This window comes from Candidatus Binatus sp., from assembly GCF_030646925.1.
GTDB lineage: Bacteria > Desulfobacterota > Binatia > Binatales > Binataceae > Binatus.
Map to the genome: position 1 here is coordinate 15381 of NZ_JAUSKL010000089.1, position 25134 is coordinate 40514.

Annotated in this window: 18 protein-coding genes and 1 tRNA gene; 9 read left to right on the forward strand and 10 right to left on the reverse strand. The window is 61.6% G+C overall.

The window, feature by feature from the left end:
* Positions 1-30: 30 nt before the first annotated feature.
* On the reverse strand, positions 31-2085 hold the full coding sequence (locus Q7S58_RS15880) for an ABC transporter ATP-binding protein (protein WP_304827883.1): 2055 nt from the start codon (positions 2083-2085) through the stop codon (positions 31-33).
* Positions 2078-3967, reverse strand: coding sequence for an ABC transporter ATP-binding protein (locus Q7S58_RS15885; RefSeq protein WP_304827886.1), 1890 nt, complete (start codon positions 3965-3967; stop codon positions 2078-2080). Before Q7S58_RS15885 ends, Q7S58_RS15880 begins: the two co-directional genes overlap by 8 nt.
* Positions 3968-4470: 503 nt before the next feature.
* Here Q7S58_RS15885 and pgm point away from each other — a divergent pair.
* Positions 4471-6135, forward strand: coding sequence for a phosphoglucomutase (alpha-D-glucose-1,6-bisphosphate-dependent) (pgm, locus tag Q7S58_RS15890; protein ID WP_304827889.1), 1665 nt, complete (start codon positions 4471-4473; stop codon positions 6133-6135).
* Positions 6136-6142: 7 nt separating this feature from the next.
* Positions 6143-7219: an acetate/propionate family kinase gene (locus tag Q7S58_RS15895; RefSeq protein ID WP_304827892.1), complete on the forward strand. Its 1077-nt coding sequence runs from the start codon at positions 6143-6145 to the stop codon at positions 7217-7219.
* 14 nt (positions 7220-7233) lie between these two features.
* On the opposite strand, the gene Q7S58_RS15900 is transcribed toward Q7S58_RS15895, so the two are convergent.
* Entirely contained in the window at positions 7234-8025 is a 792-nt protein-coding gene (locus Q7S58_RS15900; RefSeq protein ID WP_304827895.1) for an enoyl-CoA hydratase/isomerase family protein, read from the reverse strand.
* A gap of 104 nt (positions 8026-8129) precedes the next feature.
* On the opposite strand from Q7S58_RS15900, the gene Q7S58_RS15905 reads away from it, so the two are divergent.
* Together Q7S58_RS15905 and Q7S58_RS15910 are read left to right on the forward strand one after the other, a co-directional pair.
* A complete protein-coding gene (locus Q7S58_RS15905; RefSeq protein WP_304827898.1) occupies positions 8130-8840 on the forward strand; it encodes an SOS response-associated peptidase in 711 nt (236 codons plus the stop codon).
* 121 nt (positions 8841-8961) lie between these two features.
* Positions 8962-9037: transfer RNA gene (locus tag Q7S58_RS15910), tRNA-Cys, on the forward strand.
* A 213-nt stretch (positions 9038-9250) separates the two neighbouring features.
* Here the strand turns inward: Q7S58_RS15910 and Q7S58_RS15915 are convergent.
* The 7 genes from Q7S58_RS15915 to fabF all read right to left on the reverse strand — a co-directional run bounded on the left by Q7S58_RS15915 (position 9251) and on the right by fabF (position 18497).
* Positions 9251-10507, reverse strand: a complete 1257-nt coding sequence (locus Q7S58_RS15915; protein ID WP_304827901.1) for an RNA-directed DNA polymerase — start codon at positions 10505-10507, stop codon at positions 9251-9253.
* A 515-nt stretch (positions 10508-11022) separates the two neighbouring features.
* Complete coding sequence (locus tag Q7S58_RS15920; protein ID WP_304827904.1) at positions 11023-11505, reverse strand: hypothetical protein; 483 nt, start codon at positions 11503-11505, stop codon at positions 11023-11025.
* Positions 11502-13463: a methylmalonyl-CoA mutase family protein gene (locus Q7S58_RS15925; protein WP_304827907.1), complete on the reverse strand. Its 1962-nt coding sequence runs from the start codon at positions 13461-13463 to the stop codon at positions 11502-11504. Before Q7S58_RS15925 ends, Q7S58_RS15920 begins: the two co-directional genes overlap by 4 nt.
* 94 nt (positions 13464-13557) lie before the next feature.
* Positions 13558-14523: an ArsA family ATPase gene (locus Q7S58_RS15930; protein WP_304827910.1), complete on the reverse strand. Its 966-nt coding sequence runs from the start codon at positions 14521-14523 to the stop codon at positions 13558-13560.
* A gap of 24 nt (positions 14524-14547) precedes the next feature.
* On the reverse strand, positions 14548-15891 hold the full coding sequence (locus Q7S58_RS15935; protein ID WP_304827913.1) for a tail fiber domain-containing protein: 1344 nt from the start codon (positions 15889-15891) through the stop codon (positions 14548-14550).
* Between the two features lie 368 nt (positions 15892-16259).
* On the reverse strand, positions 16260-17237 hold the full coding sequence (locus Q7S58_RS15940; protein WP_304827916.1) for a beta-ketoacyl-ACP synthase III: 978 nt from the start codon (positions 17235-17237) through the stop codon (positions 16260-16262).
* A 21-nt stretch (positions 17238-17258) separates the two neighbouring features.
* Positions 17259-18497 carry a beta-ketoacyl-ACP synthase II gene (fabF, locus tag Q7S58_RS15945; RefSeq protein ID WP_370655532.1) on the reverse strand — a complete coding sequence of 413 codons (1239 nt, stop codon included), beginning with the start codon at positions 18495-18497 and terminating at the stop codon, positions 17259-17261.
* Between the two features lie 139 nt (positions 18498-18636).
* Here fabF and Q7S58_RS15950 point away from each other — a divergent pair, with 139 nt between their 5' ends.
* The 5 genes from Q7S58_RS15950 to typA all read left to right on the forward strand — a co-directional run bounded on the left by Q7S58_RS15950 (position 18637) and on the right by typA (position 25110).
* Complete coding sequence (locus Q7S58_RS15950; RefSeq protein WP_304827921.1) at positions 18637-19005, forward strand: hypothetical protein; 369 nt, start codon at positions 18637-18639, stop codon at positions 19003-19005.
* A 159-nt stretch (positions 19006-19164) separates the two neighbouring features.
* Positions 19165-21195 carry a transketolase gene (gene tkt / locus Q7S58_RS15955; protein ID WP_304827924.1) on the forward strand — a complete coding sequence of 677 codons (2031 nt, stop codon included), beginning with the start codon at positions 19165-19167 and terminating at the stop codon, positions 21193-21195.
* A gap of 11 nt (positions 21196-21206) precedes the next feature.
* Positions 21207-21950, forward strand: a complete 744-nt coding sequence (pgl, locus tag Q7S58_RS15960) for a 6-phosphogluconolactonase (RefSeq protein WP_304827927.1) — start codon at positions 21207-21209, stop codon at positions 21948-21950.
* 183 nt (positions 21951-22133) lie between these two features.
* Positions 22134-22682 carry a DUF2939 domain-containing protein gene (locus Q7S58_RS15965; protein WP_304827930.1) on the forward strand — a complete coding sequence of 183 codons (549 nt, stop codon included), beginning with the start codon at positions 22134-22136 and terminating at the stop codon, positions 22680-22682.
* A 580-nt stretch (positions 22683-23262) separates the two neighbouring features.
* Positions 23263-25110 (forward strand): translational GTPase TypA, encoded by a 1848-nt coding sequence (gene typA / locus Q7S58_RS15970; RefSeq protein WP_304827933.1) that lies wholly within the window; start codon positions 23263-23265, stop codon positions 25108-25110.
* The last annotated feature ends 24 nt before the right edge of the window (positions 25111-25134 follow it).

Below are 25134 nucleotides of genomic sequence, written 5' to 3' on the forward strand. Positions count from 1 at the left end.
ATTCGCACGATCGTGATTGTTTGCGCTCGGTCAAAGGTGGATTTCGGAGGCGGTGCGCGCGATATATGCGCGGTAGGCTGCGTTCGCGCGTTCCAGTTCGAGATGAGTTCCCGACGCGGCGACGGTGCCGTCATGGACGAAAAATACCCGGTCGCACATGGCGAGAGTGCCGGGCCGATGCGCAACGATGAGCACGATTCTATCGCGCGATAACGCTCGCAGCGTCTCGATCAGATTCGATTCGGAACTGGAATCGAGGGGCGCGGTCGGCTCGTCGAGCACCATGATTTCAGGACGCATCAGCAGCGCGCGCGCGATGGCGATTCGCTGTTTCTGGCCGACGGAAAGACGCGCCCCGCGGCGGCCGAGAATCGTCGCATAGCGCTCGGGCAACTGCTCGATAAATTCGGCGCATCCAGCCATCGCGGCAGCCTCGCGAATCTCGGCGTCCGACGCTTCGGGATTGCCGTAGCGGATATTGTCGGCGATCGATCGCGAAAACAGCGCCTCGCTTTGAAAAACGAAGGCAACGCGGCGGCGCAGTACGTCGGGCGCGATTGCGCGGGAATCGCGGCCGTCGAACAGGATCGCGCCGCCTTGCGGTTCGAGGAAGCGCGGAATCGAGTAGATAAGCGTCGTCTTGCCGCATCCGCTGGGACCGGCGAGGGCAGCCATCTGGCCGGCGCGCAGCGACATCGATACGTCCGTCAGGACAGTAGTAGCGCCGTAGCCGATCGCGACGCCGCGGAATTCGAGCAAATCGATTCGCCGCTCGAGTTCGCCCGCGTCGCCAATCGCAGCAGGCTCGCCGAGGCGATCGAGCACGGTGTGGACGCGGCGCAAGCCGGCGACCTGCAACTGCAGTATCGCCCACGTGCTGCCGAGTACCGCCATCGGATTGATCAGCATCATGCCGTAACTCAGCAGCAGCACGACGTCGCCGAGGGTCATGCGGCCCGCGATCACCTGCATGAAGAAGTAGTAGATGACGTAGGCGAGGAGACCGCCGACGAGCGGCATCAGCGCGATGAAGAGCGCGAAGAGGATCGCGATCATCCTGAAGGTCGAGCGATAGGACGCCCAGCTCGCGCGATCGACGGCGGCGGTTTCGCGCGCCTCCTGTCCGAAGACCTTGATCAACTGGACCTGCGCGATGCGCTCCTCGAACGCGGCCATCACGTTGCTGCCGCTTTCGCGCATCGCCTGGCTCTGGCTGCGGAGGATTCGGCCCCACACGCCGGCGCCGAGCGCGACTACGGGCAGAAAGAGAATCGCGATCACGACGATCACCGGCTGATTGCTGAATTGCGCGGAGAGCACGAGGAGCGCCATCGCGAACATCAGGATCGATGCGAGCGGCGAGAGCACGCCGGCGTAGAAGGCCGGGCCGATCGCGGCGGTGTCGTACATCACGCGGAAAACCGCGTCGCCGATTTTCTGATCGGCGTAGAGCGCGAGCGGCGAGCGGATGAAGCGTTCGTAGATCGCGGTGCGCAGCGATTGATTCATCCGCTGCGTGAGATCGATCGTGACGCGCGCCTCGAGATAGCCGAACAGCCCGTTCCACAAGCTGTCGCCGGTGTTGGCGTCGTTCGCGGTCATGCTGGCCTGGTCGAGGCCGCCGCTGTTCACGTCGGTGTTGAGGCCGCCCGAGTTGTCGCCGACCATCCCGATCAGCACCAATGCCGCGAGCAGGAAGAGCGCGACCGCGGCGAGCATCAGCGCGCGATCGTTGCCGACGATCGGAGTCAGAATCGCGGCGGGGATCCCGGTCAAGGGATGACCGTCGATCACGTTGTCGATCACGATTTTGAGCGGCCACGGCGTCATCAGAAAAAACGTCAGCGAGAAAAAGGTCAGCGCGCATTTGATCGCGACGAGGCGCCGATGACGCGCGACGAACGGCCAGCTCTTGAGCAGCAATCGCATCGCCTCGCGGGCGGTGAGCGGCGCGCGTTCATCGACATAGAGCAGGTTCTCGCGCGAATCGGGCAGCGCAGCCGGAGCGATCGCGGGAGCGCCGTTCGACGCGATCGCCGCGGCGCCGTCAGGCGGAATCGTCGAAGGATGAATTGATTCAGGCATTGCCGGCCTCGGCCGCGGGCGCGGTGTCGAATGCGGATTGACCGGCGGCCTCGAGATGCCCCGCGGCGATCCGGTAGATGCGATCGGCGAAAGCGGCGGTGGTACGGCGATGAGTCGCGACGACGACGAGCCTGCGCTTCGGATCGTCGGCGACCCAGTCGCGCACGCCGCGCATCACGGCGTTTTCGGTGGATACATCGAGCGCCGAAGTGGGTTCGTCGAGCAGCAGGATCGGCACGTCACGGAGCATCGCGCGCGCAAGTCCGATCCGCTGCGCCTGTCCGGCGGAAAGCTTGGCGCCCTTCTCGCCGAGCATCGTTTCGAGGCCGGACGGCAGCGAGCGGAGAAAATTTCCGAGGCCGGCGCGCTCGATTGCGAGCATCACGTCGGCGATGGAAGCGTCGGGACGGCCGTATGCGACGTTATCGCGGAGCGTCGCGGTGAAGAGCGGATTTTCCTGCAGCGCGACCGATAGCATCGAGCGCCACGCGGGCAGATCGAAATCGCAAATCGGCGAGCCGTCGAGCGCGATCGAGCCAGCGGACGGCTCGAAGAAGCGCACGATCAGCGAAATGATCGTGCTTTTGCCGGAACCACTCGCACCGGCAATCGCGGTGACCTGGCCGGCGCGCGCATCGAAGCTGACCTCGCTCAGAACCGGCGTACGTAAATCGTAGCCGAAGGTCACGCCGTCGAATGACAATCGCGAAAAATGTTTTGGCGGAATTTTGCGGCCGATGCTGACCGATTGTTCGGGAATCCGCGCCAGCATTTCGAGCACGCGAGCGATCGCGACGACCACGTCCTGCAGGCTGCCCCAGAGATTGGTAACGCGGCGAGTGTGATTGCTCACGCGCTCGAACAGCGAGATCGAGCCTTGAAACAAACCGAGCGAAACGGCGACGTGCGCGAGTCCCGCAGTGCCGCCGGCGATCACTTCGAGCGCACCTAAGTAGAGCGCGGCGACATACGCGAGGCCGCGCACCGTGTTGGTCGCGACGCGATACGCTGCGAGCAGCATCCGGGCGCGGCGCGCGGCGACGAAGGACGTCCAGTTGTCGCGCGCGTAGATTTCGGCCTCGCTCGCCTCGGCGCCGAACGCCTTTACGGTTTTGATCGAGGCGAGCGTTTCCTCGATCCGCGTGGTCGCAAGCGCGGCGGTCTCGCGTTCCTCGACAAATGCGCGCCTGAGTGGGCCGCTGAACAGCCACGCCAGGATGAAGTTTGCGGGCAGCAGCCCAATCGCAATCAGCGCCATCATGTGGTCGTACAGGAAGAGCCAGACGATCGTGCCGATCGCGGCGGGGACGAAAATCACCGGCCGAACGATGAGCCCGTTGATGACCTGCGGAATCGCGGCTGAGTCCTGGAACATCCGGAAGATCGCGTCGCCGATTTTTTCCTGCGAATGGAATTGCACGCTCAATTCCTGCAGCCGGGTGTAGAGATTGACCCGGAACAGGTTGCTGATGCGCTGCAAAATCCAGATCGCGTAGCCGGTGATCGCGCCGAAGAACGGCAGAATCAACACGGAGACCAGCGCGGTGGCGACGCACGCATGAATCAGTACGTCGCGGCGATCGGCGTGGATAGGCAGGTGCAGAAACCAGGCCTGGCCGGGCGTCAGGGGATCGCCGTGGCCGACCACGTCGAAGAAGATACGCGAGATGTTGAGCGCGAAGAGGCTGCCTAGCAGGCCGGGCAGGGTGAGGAGGAAGAGGTAGATGAGATGGCGTCGATACGGACGGATGAAGGGCCAGACGCGCACGACGAGGCGAAAAACGTCGCGGGAGCGGAGGCGTCGCGGCTCGGGAAAACTGATTTGATCGGGTGCGGGCGGCGGAACGCCGGCGATGGTCGAAAGTTTGGAATCGATGCTCAACGAATCAGCGGCGACGCATCGCGTCGATCTGGATCAGGACACGACGCGCACCTCAAGGAATAGTATCGGTCGGCGAAATGGCGGGTAAAGCGGCGATGTGAGGCGGCGCGGAGGAGGCCGAAACCCCTCACGGGTTTCGGGCTTCCTGGGGCGATCGGATGCGCGCTCCGCGCTGCTAGGAAAACAGTTGAGAAAGATGTTTCACGTGAAACATTTTTTCACCCGTCTCATCCACCGCGCGCACACCTGATTCTTCAGAGAATCGGCGTCGCGACTTCGCCGATCCTCACGCCTATTCTTAGCCCATCGTCAATGCGAAAATTTCAGGGCGCGTCGAGGCAGGCTTGGAGGCGCGAGCATCGGAGTCAGAATCGATAACTCATAGTGAACAGAATATAACCAATAGACTTAATCGCAATGCGAACGCACGGCGAAGATGTTTCACGGGAAACGTTCCTTGCGATCGTGAAACGTTCAGCGGGTGAGCGAAACCTGGAAACAGCATGAAAGTTAGTCCCCTGGCCGGAAAACCTATCGAGCCGTCGCGGCTGGTCGATATCCCGCGGCTCATCACCGCCTACTTCACCGGCAAGCCCGACACGCGAATCCAGTCGCAGCGCGTGACCTTCGGCACGTCGGGTCATCGCGGGTCCGCCTTCGACAACGCGTTTAACGAGGCGCACATCCTCGCGATCACGCAGGCGATCTGCCTCTATCGCAAGCAGAATCGCATCGACGGTCCCGTCTTCGTCGGTATCGACACTCACGCGCTCTCGGTTCCGGCCTTTGCCAGCGCGCTCGAAGTGTTTGCCGCCAACAACGTCGAAACGATGATCGATCGCGACGGCGGCTACACGCCGACGCCGGCAATCTCGCACGCGATCCTGACCTACAATCGCGGCCGCAAGACCGGCCTCGCCGATGGAATCGTGATCACGCCGTCGCACAATCCGCCGCCCGATGGCGGCTTCAAGTACAATCCGCCGAACGGCGGCCCGGCCGACACCGACGTCACGCGCTGGATCGAGCAGATCGCGAATGATTTTCTCGCCGCGAATCTTGCGGGCGTCAATCGCATCCCATATGAGCGCGCGATCAAGGCCGCGACCGTGCACAAGCATGATTTTATCGGTGCTTATGTCGCCGATCTCGCGAACGTCGTGGACATGGAGGCGATCGCTCGCGCGGGCGTGAAGATTGGGATCGATCCGCTCGGCGGCGCCGCGGTGAATTTCTGGCCGGCCGTGATCGAGCGCTACAAACTCGATGCGACCGTCGTCAGCGATCGCGTCGATCCAACTTTCGGTTTCATGACCGCCGATTGGGACGGCAAGATTCGGATGGATTGCTCGTCGCCGTACGCGATGCAGCGGCTGCTCGGGATGCGCGAGCGTTTCGACGTCGCGTTCGCCAACGACACCGACGCCGACCGCCACGGTATCGTGACGCGCACAGCGGGGCTGATGAATCCGAATCACTACCTGTCGGTCGCGATCTCGTACCTGTTCGGGAGCCGCACGCGATGGCGCAAAGACGCGGCGGTCGGCAAGACGATGGTCAGCAGCAGCATGATCGATCGCGTCGCGGCGGGCGCTGGGCGCAAGCTTATCGAGACTCCGGTCGGCTTCAAATGGTTCGTCGATGGATTGGCCGATGGCAGTATCGGGTTTGGCGGCGAGGAAAGCGCGGGCGCGTCGTTTTTGCGAATCGACGGCTCGGTGTGGACGACCGATAAGGACGGCCTCATCATGGGGCTGCTGGCCGGCGAAATCACGGCGCGCAGCGGCCGCGATCCGGGCGAGTTGTACGCCGACCTGACGGAAGAGTTCGGCGCACCGGTGTATGAGCGAATCGACGCGCCCGCGACCGCGGCGCAGAAAAGCATCCTTGGCAAACTCTCGCCGGAGCAACTCGACGCGAGCGAACTGGCCGGCGACGCGATCACGTCGGTGATGACGAAGGCGCCGGCGGGCGGCTCGCCATTCGGCGGAATCAAGGTGAGCAGCGCGCACGGATGGTTCGCGGCGCGGCCGTCGGGCACCGAAGAGGTGTACAAGATTTACGCCGAGAGTTTTCGCGGCATCGAGCATCTGCGGCGGATTCAAGCGGCGGCGCAGGAGATGATCGCGCGCGTGTTCAGGCAGGCCGAATCGGACGCGCCGAAGTAGGGCATCGATGTCTGAGCGGCGCGTCATACTCTGCCTCAACGTCGGATCGTCAACGTGCAAGTTCGCGATGTATTCGTTCGAGCAGGGCGCCGAGAAATCGATCGCGCATGGCGAGGCGAAGACAATCGATGCGGTTATCGATGAACTGGATCGACTCGCGCTGCCGCGGCCGGATGCGGTCGGTCATCGAATCGTTCACGGCGGGCCGAATCACGCCGCGCCCGAGATCGTCACCGATGAACTGATCGCGGAACTCAAGCGGCTGATTCCGTTCGCGCCGCTGCACATGCCGGGCGAGATCGACGCGATCGAGGCGAGCGCGTTGCGGCTCGCCGGCGTTCCGCAGGTCGCATGCTTCGACACCGCGTTTCATCGTGCGATGCCGGAACTTGCGCAGCGCCTGCCGCTTCCGCGCGCGCTGTGGGACGAGGGCATTCGGCGCTACGGCTTTCACGGCATCTCGTATGAGTACATCGTGCAGACACTCGGTGCGTCCGCGCCGCGGCGACTCGTCATTGCGCATCTCGGCAACGGGGCGAGCATGGCTGCGCTCCTCGACGGGCGGCCGCTCGAAACCACGATGGGTTTCACGCCGGCGGGCGGCTTCATGATGGGCACGCGCTCGGGCGATCTCGATCCGGGCGTGATGCTGTACCTGATCGAGGAGAAGGGCTACGACGGCGCGCGCCTGTCGGAGCTGGTGAATCACGAGAGCGGACTGCGCGGAGTATCGGGCATCAGCGCCGACATGAAGCAACTACTCGAGGCGCGCGAATCGAATCCGCAGGCGGCGGAGGCGATCGCGATGTTCTGTTATCAGATCAGAAAATCGATCGGCGCGCTGGCGGCGGTGCTTGGCGGACTCGACATGCTGGTGTTCACCGGCGGGATCGGGGAGCACGCGTCATCCGTGCGCGATGAAGTTTGCCGAGGACTCGAGCATCTCGGTGTCGCGATCGACGGCGCTCGCAACGAGTCGCATCGCGAGACGATCAGCACTGACGCGAGCCGCTGCGAGGTGCGCGTGATCGCGACCAACGAGAATCTCATGATCGCGCGTCACACGCGGAAGCTGCTTTTTTAAGCTCCCTGAGAATTTTACTTCCGGACCGCCCACGGCACGGGCTTCTTGTCGAAGAATGCGGCAAGGCCATCGCGGCATTCGTCGGTGATGTGCGGCGCGGCGGTGTACTCGGTCATGCTCATCGCGATTGCCTGTCCGGAGAATCGGCACATCAGCGACTTGGTGATCGCCTCGGCCTTGGGCGCGTTGGTCGCGATCGCATCGGCCCATCTGAGCGCGGTCGGAATCAGCTGATCGCGCGGCACGGCTTCATTGATGATGCCGAGCGCCTGCGCTTTTTCGGCGCCGATCAGTTCGCCCGTCAGCAGCAGGTAGCGCGCGACGCGCTCGCCGACCAGGCGCATCAAGTGGAGGATGACCATCCCGGCCTGGATGCCGTGCTTCATCTCGGTGTAGCCAATTTTGGCGTCGAGCGATGCGACGGCGAGATCGCAGGCGCTCAAAAATCCTGCGCCGTTGCCGACGGCGATTCCGTTAACCGCGGCGATAGTCGGTTTCGAGAGCCGATAGACGCGCTCGATCAACTCCTCACCGCGGAGCGCGCCGTCCCACACCGCGCCGGTTTCATCGACGCGCAAATTGTCGAGCGTCGAGCGCAGTTCCTGCAGGTCCATCCCGGCGGAAAATGCCGGGTCCGCGCCGGTGAAGATCAGGGCTCGCACCAGAGGATCGTCTTCGGCGCGCTTGATCGCCGCCATCAGGCCGTCGATCATCGGGGCGCTGAGCGCGTTGCGATGCTGCGGATTGTTGAGGGTGATTATCGCGGCCGGGTGTCGCGCTTCGTACAATACGATTTCATCTGCCATCGTGATCTCCCAAACTCGCGGCATCGAAGCCGCCACGGATGCTCGCGGGAAGCGGCATTACGCGTGGATGCACATCTACTATAATGATCCAGCGAGGGCATTAGATGTGCGGCAGATTCACAATCACGCGGCGCGACGGTAATTCGCTGGCGGCGGAACTGGGTGTGGCGACGGATTCGTTCGCCGATTACAAGCCGCATTACAACGTCGCGCCGACGCAAGATCACTTCATCGTAAGAATCAAATTCGAGAACCGCGAAGCGATTCCGGCGCGCTGGGGTTTCGTGAACAGTTGGGCCAAAGACGCGAGCGGCGCCGCGCGATGTATCAACGCGCGTTCGGAAACGGTCGAGCGGGTGCGCGCGTTTCGCGAGGCGTTCATCAAGCGGCGATGCGTGGTGCCGGCGGACGGATTTTTCGAATGGACGGGGCCGAAGAATGAGCGCCAGCCGATCTGGTTTCATCGCGAAGATGGCGGCCTGATCCTGATGGCGGGACTGTACGAATCGTGGCAAATGAGTCCGGGCAATTGGCAGAGGACGTTTACGATTCTCACCACCGCAGCAAATTCGATCGCGGCGCGGTATCACGATCGGATGCCGGTGATACTCGACGACCGGCACGCCGACGACTGGATGGATCCGCGCGCGCCGAAGCCGCTCGCGCTCAAGAAGTTACTCGCGCCTGCGCCAGACGAACTGCTGGTGCCGACGCCGGTATCGCCGAGAGTGAACGACGTCGCCAACGATTCGCCGGACCTGCTCGAGACGCCCAAGGACCATTCACTCGCGGCGCGCCAGTTGAATCTGCTGTAGCTCGCGGGGGTGAATCGAAGACTCCGCGCTGAGATGCGTCGAGGCGCGCGCTGAATTGATTGGCCGATCGAGCGCGTGATACTTGATTGGGTACTGCCCGCATCAAGCCATCGCCATCGAGGGCGGCGTACCCAAGTGGTTAAGGGAGAGGTCTGCAAAACCTCCATGCATCGGTTCGAATCCGATCGCCGCCTCCAAATTTACTCAATGATAAAAAGGGGAACTTCGCGGTTAGGCCGAATCTCGGAATCCCAGTCGTCACCTTTTCGTCACCAAGTCAATTAGAAAGGCGCGGGGTTTAGGCCGCGCCTCTGAGTATCCGAGAAAGAGGGTCCGGGTTTATCCGGCGTTCCGAATCTGAACCATTCGAGTGTCAGGGAATAGCTTTCGTAGAGACTGTACCTCGCGAATCACGCGGCAGCCTTGAGCCAGTCAACTGCGTATCGGCTTTCGGGGAATTCTTTGGCTGCGAGCTGCAGGAAGGTCTTAACTCGCCCGTCGCCGCTGAAACGTTTCAAAGAGGCGACGATAGCCCTTCGGACATTGGGCTCTTTTTCCTCGCGCGCAGCTTCCATCAGATAACGGGGCTTAGTTTCGTCGCTGCGAGCCAGTGCCTTCCAAGCAGAACAGCGTGTAGGCCAAGGTCTAGTCCTGTCAGAAGCGATCCGCTTGAACTCGTTTGCTTCCGCTGTTCCTGTCCGCACCTTGGACATCGTCCGGAGTTCGTGCAGAGCTAGAGCTTCAAGATGGCTCTCAGGGGTTTGCGATAGTCGCCGCATACAATTTTCCACGACACGCTCATCAGATCCCGCAGTTTTGAGATATTCGCTGGTAAGCTTCGGATCTATGTTCATCAGGTCTTGGCGCTCAGAGAGTCGGCTGCAACCATACTCGTCACCCTTGTTCATCAGAAATCTCAAAATCCATCGAAACCGCGACTGCTTGATCGCGTCCGAATCCGAAACGAGACGATCGAATGCTCGCCTAACAGCGCTCCTCTTCAAACCGGGCGAGTATGCGAATCCTCCGTCCAGATAGTCGATTTCTCCATCCTTGAGATTCGCCGTGGCGTCCTCGGGATCATCGAAATAGATGGTCTTTTCTTCTGACCGACTCAAGTTCAGTCCGCTTAACTCATCATCAAACAAATCAACGAGCGCCTCGCTGAAGCGCCTGTTTGGTGTGAAGATCAAGAAATCGTCACCATATCGCCTGTGCGCTATTCCGGTCGAAATAATTGAACGATCTACGGGTTCTAAAAAAAAATTTCCAAGCACTGCACAGCCTTCAGGACCAATCGGGAGACCATCTCTTCCATGCAGTTCCCGCCAGAAGCGGAGTGCGCTAACAATTCGTTTGACGGAAACGCGGTCGCAGTTGCGCGCATACAGCATTTGTTCGAGGGTCTCGATGCGAATCGATTCATAGAATTTCGTGACATCGGTTCGACACATGAACTGGGAATCAGCTTGTTCGAGAAGAGTCACACCTTCGCCGACAAACGACATCCAACCGCGCGGGCGGAAGGTCCATGCAGCATCAGGATCGGAACGCGGAACGATGCGATAAGAAAAAACACGACCAGAAATCAATTTATCGGTAACTTCAGCTATGCGCCCGGCAGATGACCTCAGCAGAGTAAGATCAGCGGCGCTGGCTACAGCCATCGTCCGCACCTTCTTGGGCTCATTCGCGCGATAGTTTGGATAAGGGAAAAAAGTCAACTCGCGAGGGGGCCGATTTTGTGACGCCTCTAGCGACAAGTCTTCAGCAAATCGGGCGGCAGAATTCACGTAGTCCTGAAAATCGACTACGTCAGGAATCTCAAAGAATCGTGAGTTCCATTGGGCAACCGCTAAAATGTGTCTTCGCAGTTGTTGTAAATCGAATTGCGTTACCTCCGCCTCTCAACCGCCCCGCAAACCAAGGCTCCATCTTATATCACATGATGCTCTTCTCGGAAACGGACTGCGATCGCGCGAGCGCATCGTCACCTTTTCGTCACCGTGGCATCCGATTTCATGGGTGAGAACGGGTTCCGTAGACCGAACGCTTTTCTGGAAAATGCCTCGATTCGTCTCGATAACGACTTGTCACAACTTGATGACGACGCGACACGGAGCGTCTGCAAAACCTCCATGCATCGGTTCGAATCCGATCGCCGCCTCCAAATATTGCGAGTCTAAGGCGTGGGCGGTGGCGGTTGTGCGAGATTGTGATCGGGTTTCACGGTCAGATTGACGAGGCACGGCGGACCGTCTTCGCCGTAGCAAAGCTTGCTCAACTCGCCGAGCCCGGGGTTGCGATCGTCGTGCGTGTAGCCGGGGCAAATCCATGCGCCGCTGCCTGAGCGATAGAGCGCGACGGTGAAGTAGCGGCCCGGATCGAGCCGTCCTGTAAGAGGATCGCCGCGTGGCGGCAATTCGCGGGAATTGGTGACCTGGAAGCCGTCGTGGGCGGCATCGGGCGAAAATTGCATGAAGAAAATTCGCCATTGGCGGCCGGGCTGCGCGGCGACGGAATATTCCATCGAGCGATCGTAGGAGAACACCGGCTTGTCGCGGCATAGCCACGGGCGGGCTTCGGCGGCGAGCGACGGAGCAGTGGCGACGATCGCGATCGCGGATGCGAGGGCGGCTGATTTTGCGAGCTTCAAAAGTTTCAATTTCGTTGCCTCGAGCCGATTTCGATTATGCGCGCGACGATTTCGCCGAGGTTCACGTCTTTCGGAGTGAAGACCGCCTGCACGCCGAGCTTCAAGAGCGCGTCGCGGTCGTCTTCCGGAATTATTCCGCCCATCACGAGTTGGACGTCGCTGGCGCCGCGGCTCTTCAACAGCTCGATCGTCTTGCGCGCGATCGTCATGTGGGCGCCGGCAAGGCTCGAGATCGCGAGCACATTGACGTCCTCTTCGAGCGCGGTTTCGACCAGTTGCTCGGGAGTTTGCTTGAAGCCCGCGAGCACGACTTCCATCCCGGCCTGCATGCAGGCGTGCGCGAGCAGCTTAACGGCGTTGATGTGGCCGTCGAGGCCGGCCTTGCCGAGCGCGATGCGAATCCGGGTGGTCGCAGCCGGCACGGTTAGCGGCGGCAGGCTCGCGCTGGTTTCGAGAATCGGCGGCGTGTAGCGGCCGCGGCTGACGCGCTCGAGCGACTGCGTCCATTCGCCGACAGTGCCGCCGGCGCGCGCAAGTTCGAGCGTGGGATCCATCAACGGTGCGTCGGCGACGACGGCGCGTTCGAGCGCCTCGCGCGCGTTGACGACGGCGGCCTGATCGCGCGAGGTGCGCCATCTGTCGAGACTCTCGATGCGCTCGCGCTCGTTGGCGGCCTGATCGGCGTGATTCGCAATCGCTGAAGATTTCGGCGTGAGGCCGATTTCCCCGGTGAAGGCATTGACGCCGATCTGAATGATCTCGCCGGCTTCGACCTTGCGATGGCGCTCGGCGAGTTGCCGCGTGAGCTCGGTGCTGACGATCGAGATCGCGCGAGTGTAACCGGCGGCGCGAAGGCGGATCGCGATCTCGCGCGCTTCGGCGGAAATCTCGCCGGTGAGTTTTTCGATCACCTTGCTGCCCTCGAAAATATCACCGTAGCTCGCAAGTCCGGTTTCGTGCATCAGGACTTGCTGGGTGCGGAGGCTGAGCGTCTGCTCGGCCTGATCGGGCAGCGCCTGCGCCTCGCGGAAGCCGGGAAGCTGGAGCGCGTTGACGCGCGCACCGGCTGAGATGACGACCGGCAGCGCTTCGTACGCGATACGGACGATATTCACTTCGGGCTGCGGCTCGGTGAGGGTGAGCGAGCGCACCTGGCATCCGGCGCGGAAGGCGACGTCGTCGATTCCATACTCGGTGTGGCAGAGTTCGCGCCAGAGCTTGAAGTAGGCGCGCACCTTGCAAATCTCGGGAACCAGTTCGATTCCGCTGTTGATGAAAAACGAGATTCGGCGCACGGTCTGTTCGAATGCCGGCGGCGAAAGTTGCGTCCGCAGCGAATCAAGAATCAGGAGCGCGTTGCCGAACGCATAGCCGACTTCATCGGCGGGACCGGCGCCGCTTTCCATGTAGTGATAGCCGCAGCAATTGATCGGGTTCCAGTTCGGGACGCGCTCGACGGCGAACTTAATCAACTCGGTGGAGAGCTTGAACGACAGCTCGGGATGAAAGATCGAGGTGCCGCGCGCGACGAACTCTTTCAGCAGGTCGTTCTGGGTGGTGCCGCGCAGCTCGTTCCACGGCACGCCTTGGCGCTCGGCGACGACGAGGTACAACGCGAAGATAAAGGGCGCGGTCGAGTTGATGGTCATCGAGGTGTTGATCGAGCCGAGCGGGATGCCGTCGAAGAGCGCTTCCATGTCCTGCCAGTGGCAGATCGAGACGCCAGCCTCGCCGACCTCGCCGCGGGCGACGGACGCATCGGGGTCGTAGCCGTTTTGAGTGGGCAGGTCGAAGGCGATCGAGAGGCCGCGCTGGCCTTGTAGCAAGTTGGCGCGAAAGCGCTGATTGGCCTGGCGCGCATCGCCGAAGCCGGCGTAAGTGCGGATGATCCAAGGCTCCCTGGGTTTTTGGGGTTTGGGCTCGCGCACTTTGGTCGGGTTCGCGGGTTTGTGCGGACGATCAGTCATCGGGATTCACCGCGGGCGGCGTCGCAGTACGACGTAAGATTCAGCATACACGAAAGCAGCGTAGTTGCGGCGGCGCGGCGATTCCAGCACGGGGTCAGAGCGCGGCCGGGCGAGCATTGCGGAAGCGGCTGGAGCCTGCTATCGAATCGAGCGCGGCGAGATCGGAAGCAACACGTTCGATCAGATCAAGGCCGTCGATACCGCCATGCTCGGCGACTTCGATCAGCGGCGCGTGCGTCGCGCGCCGAATGCGCGTCGCGGCTTTGCGCGATTCGCCGGCGCTAAGGCGCTCCGCTTCAGCCAGCTCGGCGAGGTGATCGCGATGACGCCCTGCGGCGCGCATGCGGCCTAGCAGCGATGAGATATCGCCAGCGTCGAATCGAAACGGGGTCGCGCGGTTGTAGATGATCGCAGAAGGCGGCATTCCGAGGCGGTTAAGTTCGGCGTAGGTCTCGATCGTCTCGGAGACTGACAAGCTATCGGAGGTTGTGACCTGCAAGATTGCGCAGCGGCGGCGATCGTGGAGCAGGTCCGAGATATTTCGCGATTCCTTGCCGACGGTGCTATCGCCGAAAGTCGAATGCGCCGCGGCCGGCATCTTCAGCATGCTAAGTGCCTGTCCGCTCGCAGGCGCATCGACGATGATCAAATCGTGGCGGTTGGGGTCGTCGGGCGCGCGCTCGGCCTCGTAGTAGATTTTGCCAAGCATCATAAGTTCGCGAAGTCCGGGCGCGGCTTGAACAAAGAACTGATAGACGCGGCTGGCAAAGACCGCCTTTAGCAGCATCCGGCCGGGCACCACGAGGCGGAGATACTCTTCGAGCGCGTGGCCTCCGTCGAGCAGCATCAGCGAAAGGTTCGGCGCTACGTCGATTGGAACGAATGAGGCTTCGACGCCGAGCGTGGAGGCGAGCGGAGCACCAGCGTCGGTTTCCATGATTAGCGCACGCCGGCCCGAGGCGGCTGCGAGGCGGGCAATCGCGGCACTTAGCACGGTTTTGCCGACGCCGCCTTTGCCGAGCACAATCAGCACGCGGCAATCGAGTAGTTCGGTGAGCATCGCGGATAGTAGGCGACTTGCCGGTTACTTATTAAAGGCGGTCTGCACCTTCGAGCTTCGATGCGCGGCCAGAACAGTGTGCTCCAGCTTTGCAAGGCGTTGCTCGATAGCAATGCGCATCGCCGCGTCGCGTTGGTGATTCGCTTCCAACCTTGCGATGCGATCAGCTTGTTCCTGATTCTTTCTAGTTTCCTTCTGAAGTTCGTTGAGGAGCATCGAGGAGAGCATCGAGTAGCGCACTGATTCGACCTTGCCATCCGGATCGTGGACCACCAGCTCCGGATAGACTTGATCGACTTCTTCGGCGACGAGGCCGTACTGCCTTACACCTTGCTGATCGCCTTTGTAGATGAAGGTCACCGGATGCAGCTTCATCAGGGCGTCGGTCGAGGTCCCCATGTCATGGATGTCGCGCTTGTAGCGAGCAGACGACACTATTATTCCCAGGCGACCGCTGCCGTTAACGACGACATCGCTGCCAGTCACAGAACTGCCCGCGATACCGGCAATGAAGGTCGCGGTCTGTGTGCCCTGCGTGCCGAGTCTAATAGTAGCCGCGTCAGCAGCGACACCGCGGTTGCCGAGATCGATGTTGTTGCTGCCGGTGGTTAGAAAAAAGCCTGCCTGGAAACCAATGGCAGTATTGGATTGGCCGGTCGTGTTCTTGAAGAGGGCTTGGACGCCGTCGGCGGTGTTGAAGTTGGCCGTAGTGTTGTTGTACAGAGCTTGCGCTCCGCTCGCGGTATTCTGGATACCGGTGCTGCTGTTGTAGAGAGTGTTCGCTCCTTGGGCGGTGTTGTTCCTGCCCGAGGTGTTGAATGTCAGCGCTCCAACTCCGGTGGCGGAATTGTTGGCGCCCGTGGTGTTGAACTCAAGGGCGCCCACTCCGGTGGCCGTATTCAAGGAGCCGGTGGTGTTGAATGTGAGGGCTTCTGCTCCGGTGGCGGTATTGTTGGCGCCCGTGGTGTTGTCAAAAAGCGTCTGGAATCCGCTGGCGGTGTTGTCGCCCCCCGAGATGTTGTTAAAAAGCGCGCTGTGTCCGCTGGCGGTGTTGAAGGAGCCGGTGGTGTTGAATGAGAGGGTTTGTGCTCCGGTGGCGGTATTGTCGCCCCCCGAGATGTTGTTAAAAAGCGCGTGGAATCCACTGGCGGTGTTGAAGATGCCAGTGGTGTTGCTCCCGAGCGCAGCGGCTCCGAAGGAAGTGTTGTTGGTGCCGGAGGTGTTGCTCCCGAGCGCACCCGTGCCTCCGGCGGTGTTTCCCATGTCGCTTACGTCGTTGTTGGGCGGCGCACCAGCCCAGCTCGATGCGGCTGCGAGGGTGAGGATCAGGCCGGTGATCGCGATCGCATCCTTCCAAACTCTGTTCATGGCTCCTCCTGATGGCGTTACAGGTTGATTATTCGTCGGCGAATATTCGTCGACTGGCGTCCGCGCCCGCCTGGGTTAGCGCGTGTCCAACAAACCCGGCGAACGGGAACTAAACTATAACGCAGTGCATCATGCCGCCGCATTTGCGATGGGCGCAAACGCCCGCGGCAATGGTTCGTGAGGCAGAAGGTATCCTTCGACTGCGGCAGCCTCCCTCGTTCCAGGATGGAGGAGGGGGAGCGGTGGGCTAGCAGGCGATCCAGCACCCTCACCTACCCGCCGCAAGGCGGCGGGCCTCCTCTCCCGTAAAGTAACGGGAGAGGTATAAGACGGCAGCCCTCGCCTCAGAGTGACAAGGTGTGGCGGACCTACCAGCGGATCAGATTTGCGCCCCAGGTCAGACCGCCGCCGCACGCATTGAGCATCACGAGGCTGTTGTCGTGAATGCGGCCTTGCTCGAGCGCCTCGTCGAGCGCGATTGGCACCGACGCTGCGGAGGTATTGCCGAAGCGATCGATATTGGTGAAGACCTTCTCATGCGGCATCCCGAGCCGATCGGCGACCGCGGAGATGATTCGCAGGTTGGCCTGGTGCGGCACGAACAGATCGATTTCGTCGAGCTTGACGCCGGCGCGATCGGCGACCAGGCGGCTGACTTCTTCCATGCTCTTGACGGCGATTTTGAAAAGCTCGGGACCTTTCATCTGGATTGCGTCATCGGCGCATCGCCGCACTTCGGAATCGATCGTGCTGCGCACTCCGGTGGCGCGGACCGAGAGCAGATGCCAGTGCTCGCCCGAGGAGCGGAGCAGGCTCGAAAGCACGCCGCGATTGCCGTCTTCGCTGACCATCACGACTGCGCCGGCGCCGTCGCCGAACAGCACGGCGGTGCGGCGATCGTTCCAATCGACCATGGTGGAGAGGGCGTCGGCGCCGACGACGAGCACGCGTTTGAAATCGCCGGCGCGCATCTGCGAGTCCGCGACCGAGATCGCGAAGATGAAGCCGGAGCAGGCGGCGGCGACGTCGAAGGCGGGAATCGAGGTGATGCCAAGTTGATGCTGGATCTGGCAGGCGAAAGAGGGAAATGCGTACTCGGAGGAGACGGTACCGACGATGATCGCGTCGAGGTCGGTGGCTTTGAGGCCGGCGCGATCGAGCGCGCTGCGGCTGGCGGCGGTCGCGATTTCGGCGAGCGACTCACCCTGGCGCATCGCATAGCGCTGGTTGATTCCCGTGCGCGACTTGATCCACTCGTCGGAGGTATCCATGTACCGCTCGAGGTCTTTGTTGCTGAGAGCGGTGCGCGGCAGAGCGCGTCCGGTGGCGACAATTCTGGATCCCATACGTGACCCGGTTCGTTATAGTTAAGCGGGCCGGAAGGCCAGCGTAGTGTTGGTGCCGCCAAACCCGAAAGAGTTATTGAGCGCGATGCGGACCTTACAGGGACGCGCCTGGTTAGGCACGTAGTCGAGATCGCACTCCGGGTCAGGTGATTCCTGGTTGATGGTCGGCGGCAACATCCCGCGATCGACCGCGAGGATCGTGTACACGGACTCGATTGCGCCGGCGGCGCCGAGGGTGTGTCCGGTCATTGATTTGGTCGAGCTCACCGCGACTTTGGCGGCGCGCTCGCCGAAGACTCGTTTCACGGCCTGGGTCTCGGCGAGATCGCCCTGGGGCGTCGAGGTGCCGTGCGCGTTGATGTAATCGACTTCGTTGGGATCGAGGTCGCTGTCCTCGAGGCACATGCGGATACATTTGGCGGCGCCGCGGCCTTCGGGCGAGGGCGAAGTGATGTGATAGGCGTCGCTGTTGGCGGCATAGCCGCAAATCTCGGCGAGAATCCTTGCGCCGCGCTTGATCGCGGACTCGCGCTCCTCGAGGATCAGGGCGGCGGCGCCCTCGGACATCACGAAGCCATCGCGCTCCTTGTCGAACGGACGGCTGGCTTTTTCGGGAGCGTCGTTGCGGGTCGATAACGCGCGCATCGCGATGAATCCGCCGACGCCGAGCGAAGTGAGCGCGGCCTCGGTGCCGCCGGTGATCGCGGCGTCGAGATAGCCGAGGCGAATCATGCGGTAAGCCTCGCCGATCGCGTGGCTGCCCGAGGCGCAGGCGCTGGTGGTGGTGAGGTTCACGCCGCGCGCGCCGTACCGAATCGAGATTTGGCCGGGTGCGAGGTTGCCGATCAACTTGGGGATAAAAAATGGGGTGACGTGGCGCAGCCCACTCTCGAGATAGATGTGGTGGTACTCCTCGATGGTGCAGAGGCCGCCGATACCGACGCCGATCAGGACGCCGACGTTGTCGGCATTTTCCTCGGTGATCTTGAAGGCGGACTGCTGCATCGCCTGTTCGGCGGACGCGACCGCATACTGGATGAACAGGTCCATCTTTTTGATGTCGCGTTTTTCGATCCAGTCTTCGGCCTTGAAATCTTTGACTTCGCCGGCGATGCGCGCGGGGAACAGGGAGGCGTCGAAGCGGGTGATCGGACCGATGCCCGACTGGCCGGCCATCAGGGCCTGCCAATTTTTTTCTACTCCGGTTCCGAGCGGCGTCACCATTCCCAAGCCGGTGACGACCACGCGGCGATCAAGCATTGGTCTCATCGGACCCCTCATCCACGATAGCGTTGAATTACATAATCTATGAAAATCAGGGCGCGGTCGATATTCATCGCACGGTTACCCACAGGCTCCGCCTTGCATCCAAAGTTGTGCGGATGAAACAATTCAGGCGATGCCGCTAATCAATCCCGCAGACGATCCGTTCGCAAAACTGGCGCAAAATCTGGGCGAACTGGAGATCGTAGTCGGCGAGCGGGCGCGCCCGGCGGTCGCCGAGGTGCGGGAGAAATTGCGCGAGGCGATCGCGTGCCGCGAGCGGGGCGATATGCCGGCGGCGATCATGGCGATTCGCACTGCGATGGAACGACTGGCGGCGCTCGCCAGCGTGCTCGATCCGCAGGAGGGCGCGATGATGCGGTTTATCGCGGAGCGCTTCACGCAGGCGCTCGGCACGGGCGACAAGGGCGATGCGAAAACCGTGGTCGATGTGATGCGGCGGAAAGCGGGCGATACCAGCGACGACGATAAAAAGGATTGGTAATATTTTTCGCGCGGCTGAGTTCGCTCAAGAATTGCGGAGCGGCTTGCGGAATCAGAAACGGGGCGCGACTCGCTTAGCACAAACATCACGGGGACAGGCTGCTGCTTTATACAACTGGCGATTCAACGATCGCCCTCAACAAAAATTTCTGGTGATATCTTGGCGACTGCAGCAAAAATCAATTTGACCAGTCCGGATTCCGACCTCGCCTGCATCAATTCGATTCGCGTGCTCGCGATCGACGCGGTGCAGAAGGCCAACTCGGGGCATCCCGGGATGCCGATGGGGATGGCGCCGGTGGGCTACCTGCTGTTCACGCGCTACATGCGGCACAGCCCGAAGAATCCGGCGTGGTACGGGCGCGACCGATTCGTGCTGTCGGCGGGCCACGGATCGATGCTGCTGTACAGCCTGCTCTATCTCACCGGCTACGACATGACGATGGAGGACATCGAGAATTTTCGCCAGCTCGGGAGCAGAACGCCGGGGCATCCGGAGAATTATCTGACGCCGGGCGTCGAGACCACGACGGGTCCGCTCGGCCAGGGCTTCGGCAACGGAGTCGGGATGGCGATCGCGGCGGCGCATCTTGAGAATCGGTTCGAGCGCGACAAGTCGGGCCTGTTCGATCATCGCATCTTCGGCATCTGCGGCGACGGCGATCTGATGGAAGGGATTTCGAGCGAGGCGGCGTCGATCGCGGGGCATCTCGGGCTCGGCAACATTATCTACATTTACGACGACAATAACGTCACGATCGACGGGCATACGGAACTGACCTTTGACGAGGATGTTTGCAGACGGTTCGATGCGTATGGATGGCATACGCAGCACGTCGAGGATGCGAACGATCTGACGGCGATAAGCAAGGCGATCGAGGCCGGAATCGCGGAGACGAAGCGACCGTCGTTGATTCGAGTGCGATCGATCATTGGATACGGCAGCCCGCATCGGCAGGGTACGTCGGAGGCGCATGGCAAGGCGCTCGGTGTCGAAGAAGTCAAACTGACGAAGCAGTTTTACGGCTGGCCGCTCGAGCCGGCGTTCTACGTGCCGGACGAGGCGCTCGCGAAATTTCGCACATGCGTCGGGCGCGGCGCGCAGCTCGAATCGGAGTGGAACGGCAAATTCGATATCTACGCAAAACAGCATCCGGCGGAAGCGGCTGAATTCAAGGGCATGCTCGCGAAAGAATTGCCGAAGGGCTGGGACGCTGAGTTGCCGGTGTTCACGCCAGCGGACAAACTCGCCACGCGCGAGTCGGCCTCGAAGGCGGAGGCCGCGATCACGGCGAAGGTGTGGAATCTCTTTGGCGGCGCGGCCGACTTGAACGAGTCAACGTTCACCGACGTCAAGGGCGGCGGCGATTTCGAGCGCGGTGAATATGGCGGGCGCAATCTACATTTCGGGATTCGCGAGCACGGGATGTGCGCGATCCTGAATGGCATCGCGCTACACGGCGGATTCATCCCGTACGGATCGAGCTTTCTGTGCTTCACGGATTATTGCCGTCCGTCGATTCGGCTGGCGGCGCTGATGCAACTTCACGTCGTGTTCGTGTTCACGCATGATTCGATCGGACTCGGCGAAGACGGCCCGACGCATCAGCCAGTCGAGCATCTGGCGGCGCTGCGCGCGATCCCGCATCTCACGGTGATACGGCCGGGCGACGCGAACGAAGCGGTCGAGGCGTGGCGCACGAGCATGACGCATACGCACGGCCCGGTGATGCTGGTGTTGTCGCGGCAGAAGATGCCCACGCTCGATCGCACCAAATTTGCGCCCGCGGCCGGCGCGCGCCGCGGCGGATACGTGCTCGGCGAGACCGCGGGCAAAACGCCGGAGATCATCCTGATGTCCACCGGGTCGGAGTTGTCGCTGATAGTCGATGCGAAAGCGAAGCTCGAAGAAAAGGGCAAAGCCGTGCGCGTCGTCAGCATGCCGAGCATGGAAATTTTCGAGCAGCAGGACCAGGCGTATCGCGATGTTGTGCTGCCGCCGAATATTCGGCGCCGGCTCGCGGTGGAAGCGGCGGTGGCGATGTCGTGGTATCAGTGGGTCGGGCCGGAGGGCGACATCATCGGCATGACGACGTTTGGTGCGTCGGGCAAGTACGAAGATTTGGAAAAGCACTTCGGCTTCACGGTCGAGAACGTGGTGGATCGCGCGCTGAAAGTACTCGCGCGCTGACGTGAAGGGGAATGGCTGAGCGGAAGATCATCGTTTTGAACGACGCCGGCGAGTTGTACGTGCGCGCCGCCGAGGAAATCGCGCACATCGCGGGCGAATCGATCTGCACGCATGGCGAATTTTCGATTTGCCTGTCGGGCGGATTGACGCCGGCTGCGACTTACGAATTGCTCGCGACGCGGTTTCATCTGAGCGTGGATTGGAAAGAGCTGCAATTTTTCTGGGGCGACGAGCGATGTGTTCCGCCGGACGATCCGGAAAGCAATTTCGCGATGGTTAATCGCACGATGCTGAGCAAGCTTGGGCTGAGATCCGAGCAGGTGCATCGGATGCGCGGCGAGGACGATCCGGCGAACGCGGCGCGCGCGTACGAAGAGGAATTGCGCAGCCACTTCGGCGTCGGCGAGGGCGAGTTTCCGCGTTTCGATCTGATCCTGCTGGGATTGGGCGACAATCGCCACACCGCGTCACTGTTCCCCGGCGACGCGGCGATTCACGAGACGCAGCGGCTGGTGGCGGCGGTCGAGGTGGACGCGGTCCCGCGGCGACGGCTGACGCTCACACCGCCGGTGATCAACCACGCGCAGCGGGTGATGTTCCTGGTGGCGGGGCAGAACAAGGCGGCGGCGGTGAAGGACGTGCTCGAGGGTCCGTGCGATGCGGACAAGTATCCAGCACAGATCGTCGCGCCGCTTAACGGCGAGGTGATCTGGATGCTCGATAAGGCCGCCGCGAGCCTGCTGGCAAATCGCTGATCGAAAGATAAGATAAGAGTCCGAAACCCCTCACGGGTTTCGGGCTTCCTGGGTACGATAAGATGCGCGCTACGCGCTGTTAGTAGCGATACCAAAGCCGCAGCATTGATGACGCCTCGCGTTACAAGGATGCGCGCTACGCGCTGCTAGAAGGAGATATCAGGAGGCGGCACACGGGCGTCGATGCTTCGATTCATACTGCGGCATTTCACCGCGTTACTGGTCATCACGGCGCTCGCAGCGTGGGCGCTGTTCTACGTACCGCGAAGTCCCTCGTGGGCGGTTCTCCGCGCGAAGCAGGCGATTGACGCGCGCGACGGTCCGGCCGCCGCCGAGTACGTCGATTTCGAGAGCGTGGTGAAGCACGCGGCGTACGAAATGATCGAGAAGAAAGGCAGCAGCAATCCGTTCGGCTCGATCGTAGGGCGGGCGGCAGTAGATTTTCTGATCAAGCCGATGGCGCAAGTGGCGCAGGCGTGGGCAATTCGCGAGGTCAATACCGGCGCGAAGGAAGTGCAGATGCCGGCGGTGGCGGTGGCGGGATCGATCGTGCTGCTGCATCGGAGCGGCGACACCGCATACACCAACTTCACCGATCACAAAGGGCAGGTCTGGGAAATTCATCTGGCGCGGCAGTCCGACGGCTATTGGCGGGTGATCGAGGTGAAGGACATCAACCAACTACTCGAGAAATTGCAGCGCGAGCAGCAGAAGCAATTGGGCAGGCCGTAGGGCGTAAGGACGACCAACCACTGCCGAGGTCGCGGAACGCGACGAGGCAGGTTAGGGTGCCGGATTGCAAGCTATCGCAACTGGTTGCTTTCGATTTTCGGATACCGCCGGAGTAACCTTCCGCGAGTGTGCAAAAATGGTCGGCATTGAAGAAGGATCGTAAATACCGGCGCAACTGCACCAGCATACGATCCTGCACCCTCACCTACCCGCCGCAGCGGCGGGCCTCCTCTCCCGTAAAATAACGGGCGAGGTATAAGGCCGCAGCCTCCGCCTCAGAATGATAACGCCCTCTCCCGTAACGTAACGGGCGAGGTATCAGAGTGCGGCGCGCGATCTGATGCGAGCAGGGGTGGAGCGGGCGAGGTATCAGGACGACGATCGCGCACCCTCGCCTCGATTGGAATGACAACGCACGTGCCGCGCGTGCATCAGCACCATCACCGCTCATCAGTACGGAACGGACGAGATGGCTCAAAGAGGGGCTGCGTTTACTTGGCTGGTCGCGACAGGTACAATGAAGTTCGCGCGGCGGCCTCCCAGCGGCTCAGCCGCGCGCCTTTACTATCGCCCATAAAAAATGAGACGGCAGGACATCCGAAATCTAGCGATCGTCGCACACGTCGATCACGGTAAAACTACCTTAGTCGATGCGATGCTGCGTCAATCGGGCGTTTTTCGCGCCAATGAGCAGATGATCGATCGGGTGATGGACTCGAACGCGCTGGAGCGCGAACGCGGCATCACGATCATGGCTAAGAACACCTCGATTCTATGGGGTGAGACGCGCATCAATATCGTCGATACGCCGGGGCATTCGGATTTCGGCGGCGAGGTCGAACGCACGCTCTCGATGGTGGACGGAATTCTGCTGCTGGTCGATGCGTGTGAAGGGCCGCTGCCGCAGACGCGATTCGTGCTGAAGAAAGCGCTGGAACTGAACCTGCCGGCGATTTTGTGCATCAATAAGATCGATCGCTCGGATGCGCGCGCGCCGGAAGTGCTCGACGAAGTCTATGACTTGTTCATCGATCTTGGCGCGAATGAAAATCAGCTCGACTTCCCGGTTTTGTACACCCAGGCACGCGCCGGCACTGCCGCGGTGAGGCTGGACGTGCCGAGTGAGAATCTTATCCCGCTGTTCGACGGAATCGTGGCGCATCTGCCCGGGCCGGAAGTCGATCCCGACGCGACGCTGCAATTCCAGGTCAATAATATCGATTACGACGACTACGTCGGGCGGCTCGCGGTGGGGCGGATAATCGCGGGCTCGATGACGGCGGCGCAGAATTATTCGCTCTGCCGGCGCGACGGCAAGACAGTCGCGTGCAAGGTCGCACATATCTACAGCTGGCAGGGACTCAAGCGCGTCGAGGTCGAGACGGCGCGCGCCGGCGAAATCGTGATCGTCGCGGGCGTCGAGGATATCGCGATCGGCGAGACGATCGCGGACCTCGAGAATCCGCGGCCGCTGCCGCCGATCCGAATCGACGAGCCGACGGTCGCGATGACGTTCTCGGTGAACAATTCGCCGTGGGCGGGACGCGAGGGCGACTTCGTGACGTCGCGCAAGCTCGGCGAGCGAATCGAGTTCGAGGCGCGGCGCAACGTGAGCACGCGGGTCGAGCAAATCTCGCCGGATTCGTGGCGGGTGATGGGGCGCGGCGAATTGCAGCTTGCGGTGATTGTCGAGACGATGCGCCGCGAAGGCTACGAGATGCAGGTCTCGAAGCCGACCGTCATCACCAAGCAGGCCGGCGGGCAGGTGCTCGAGCCGATGGAGATGCTGGTGATCGACATCCCGGCGGAATGTATCGGCGTGGTCACGCAGATGCTGTCTTCGCGCAAGGGCAAGATGCGCACGATGGTCACTCATGCGAGCAGCCGGGTGCGGCTGGAGTACGATATTCCGGCGCGCGGGCTGATCGGATTTCGCGGCAGGTTCCTCGAGAACACGCGCGGCAACGGGCTGATGCATACGCTGTTCAACGGCTACGGGCCGTGGAACGGCCCGATTCGATCGCGGGCAAATGGCGCGATGATTTCGGATCGGGAAGGGGCCACGACTGCCTACGCGATTTTCCATCTGCAGGAACGTGGGATATTTTTTGTGGGGCCGGGCGAGCCGGTTTATGAGGGAATGATCGTCGGCGAATATGCGCGTGAGATTAATCTGCCGGTCAACGTGTGCCGCGAGAAAAAGCTCACCAACATGCGCGCATCGGGGCACGACGAAGCGGTGCGAATCTCGCCGGCGCGGGTGCCGACGCTGGACGCGGCATTGGAATGGATCGACGAAGAGGAACTGGTCGAGGTCACGCCCAAATCAGTTCGGCTGCGTAATCGGGTGCTCAAGACCGCGGTCCGCAACAAGCATCGGATGGGCTTTACCGACGCGCCGCCGGCAGAGATGGCTGGGAGCGACTGACAGGATCGCGAGTTCGAACTGCGC

Bases quoted from the DNA above. Each gene is read 5' to 3' on its own strand.
- Q7S58_RS15880 (WP_304827883.1), bottom strand. From the start codon at position 2,085: ATGCCTGAATCAATTCATCCTTCGACGATTCCGCCTGACGGCGCCGCG.
- pgm (WP_304827889.1), top strand. From the start codon at position 4,471: ATGAAAGTTAGTCCCCTGGCCGGAAAACCTATCGAGCCGTCGCGGCTG.
- Q7S58_RS15895 (WP_304827892.1), top strand. From the start codon at position 6,143: ATGTCTGAGCGGCGCGTCATACTCTGCCTCAACGTCGGATCGTCAACG.
- Q7S58_RS15900 (WP_304827895.1), bottom strand. From the start codon at position 8,025: ATGGCAGATGAAATCGTATTGTACGAAGCGCGACACCCGGCCGCGATA.
- Q7S58_RS15905 (WP_304827898.1), top strand. From the start codon at position 8,130: ATGTGCGGCAGATTCACAATCACGCGGCGCGACGGTAATTCGCTGGCG.
- Q7S58_RS15915 (WP_304827901.1), bottom strand. From the start codon at position 10,507: ATGGCTGTAGCCAGCGCCGCTGATCTTACTCTGCTGAGGTCATCTGCC.
- Q7S58_RS15925 (WP_304827907.1), bottom strand. From the start codon at position 13,463: ATGACTGATCGTCCGCACAAACCCGCGAACCCGACCAAAGTGCGCGAG.
- Q7S58_RS15930 (WP_304827910.1), bottom strand. From the start codon at position 14,523: ATGCTCACCGAACTACTCGATTGCCGCGTGCTGATTGTGCTCGGCAAA.
- Q7S58_RS15935 (WP_304827913.1), bottom strand. From the start codon at position 15,891: ATGAACAGAGTTTGGAAGGATGCGATCGCGATCACCGGCCTGATCCTC.
- Q7S58_RS15940 (WP_304827916.1), bottom strand. From the start codon at position 17,237: ATGGGATCCAGAATTGTCGCCACCGGACGCGCTCTGCCGCGCACCGCT.
- fabF (WP_370655532.1), bottom strand. From the start codon at position 18,497: ATGCTTGATCGCCGCGTGGTCGTCACCGGCTTGGGAATGGTGACGCCG.
- Q7S58_RS15950 (WP_304827921.1), top strand. From the start codon at position 18,637: ATGCCGCTAATCAATCCCGCAGACGATCCGTTCGCAAAACTGGCGCAA.
- pgl (WP_304827927.1), top strand. From the start codon at position 21,207: ATGGCTGAGCGGAAGATCATCGTTTTGAACGACGCCGGCGAGTTGTAC.
- Q7S58_RS15965 (WP_304827930.1), top strand. From the start codon at position 22,134: ATGCTTCGATTCATACTGCGGCATTTCACCGCGTTACTGGTCATCACG.
- typA (WP_304827933.1), top strand. From the start codon at position 23,263: ATGAGACGGCAGGACATCCGAAATCTAGCGATCGTCGCACACGTCGAT.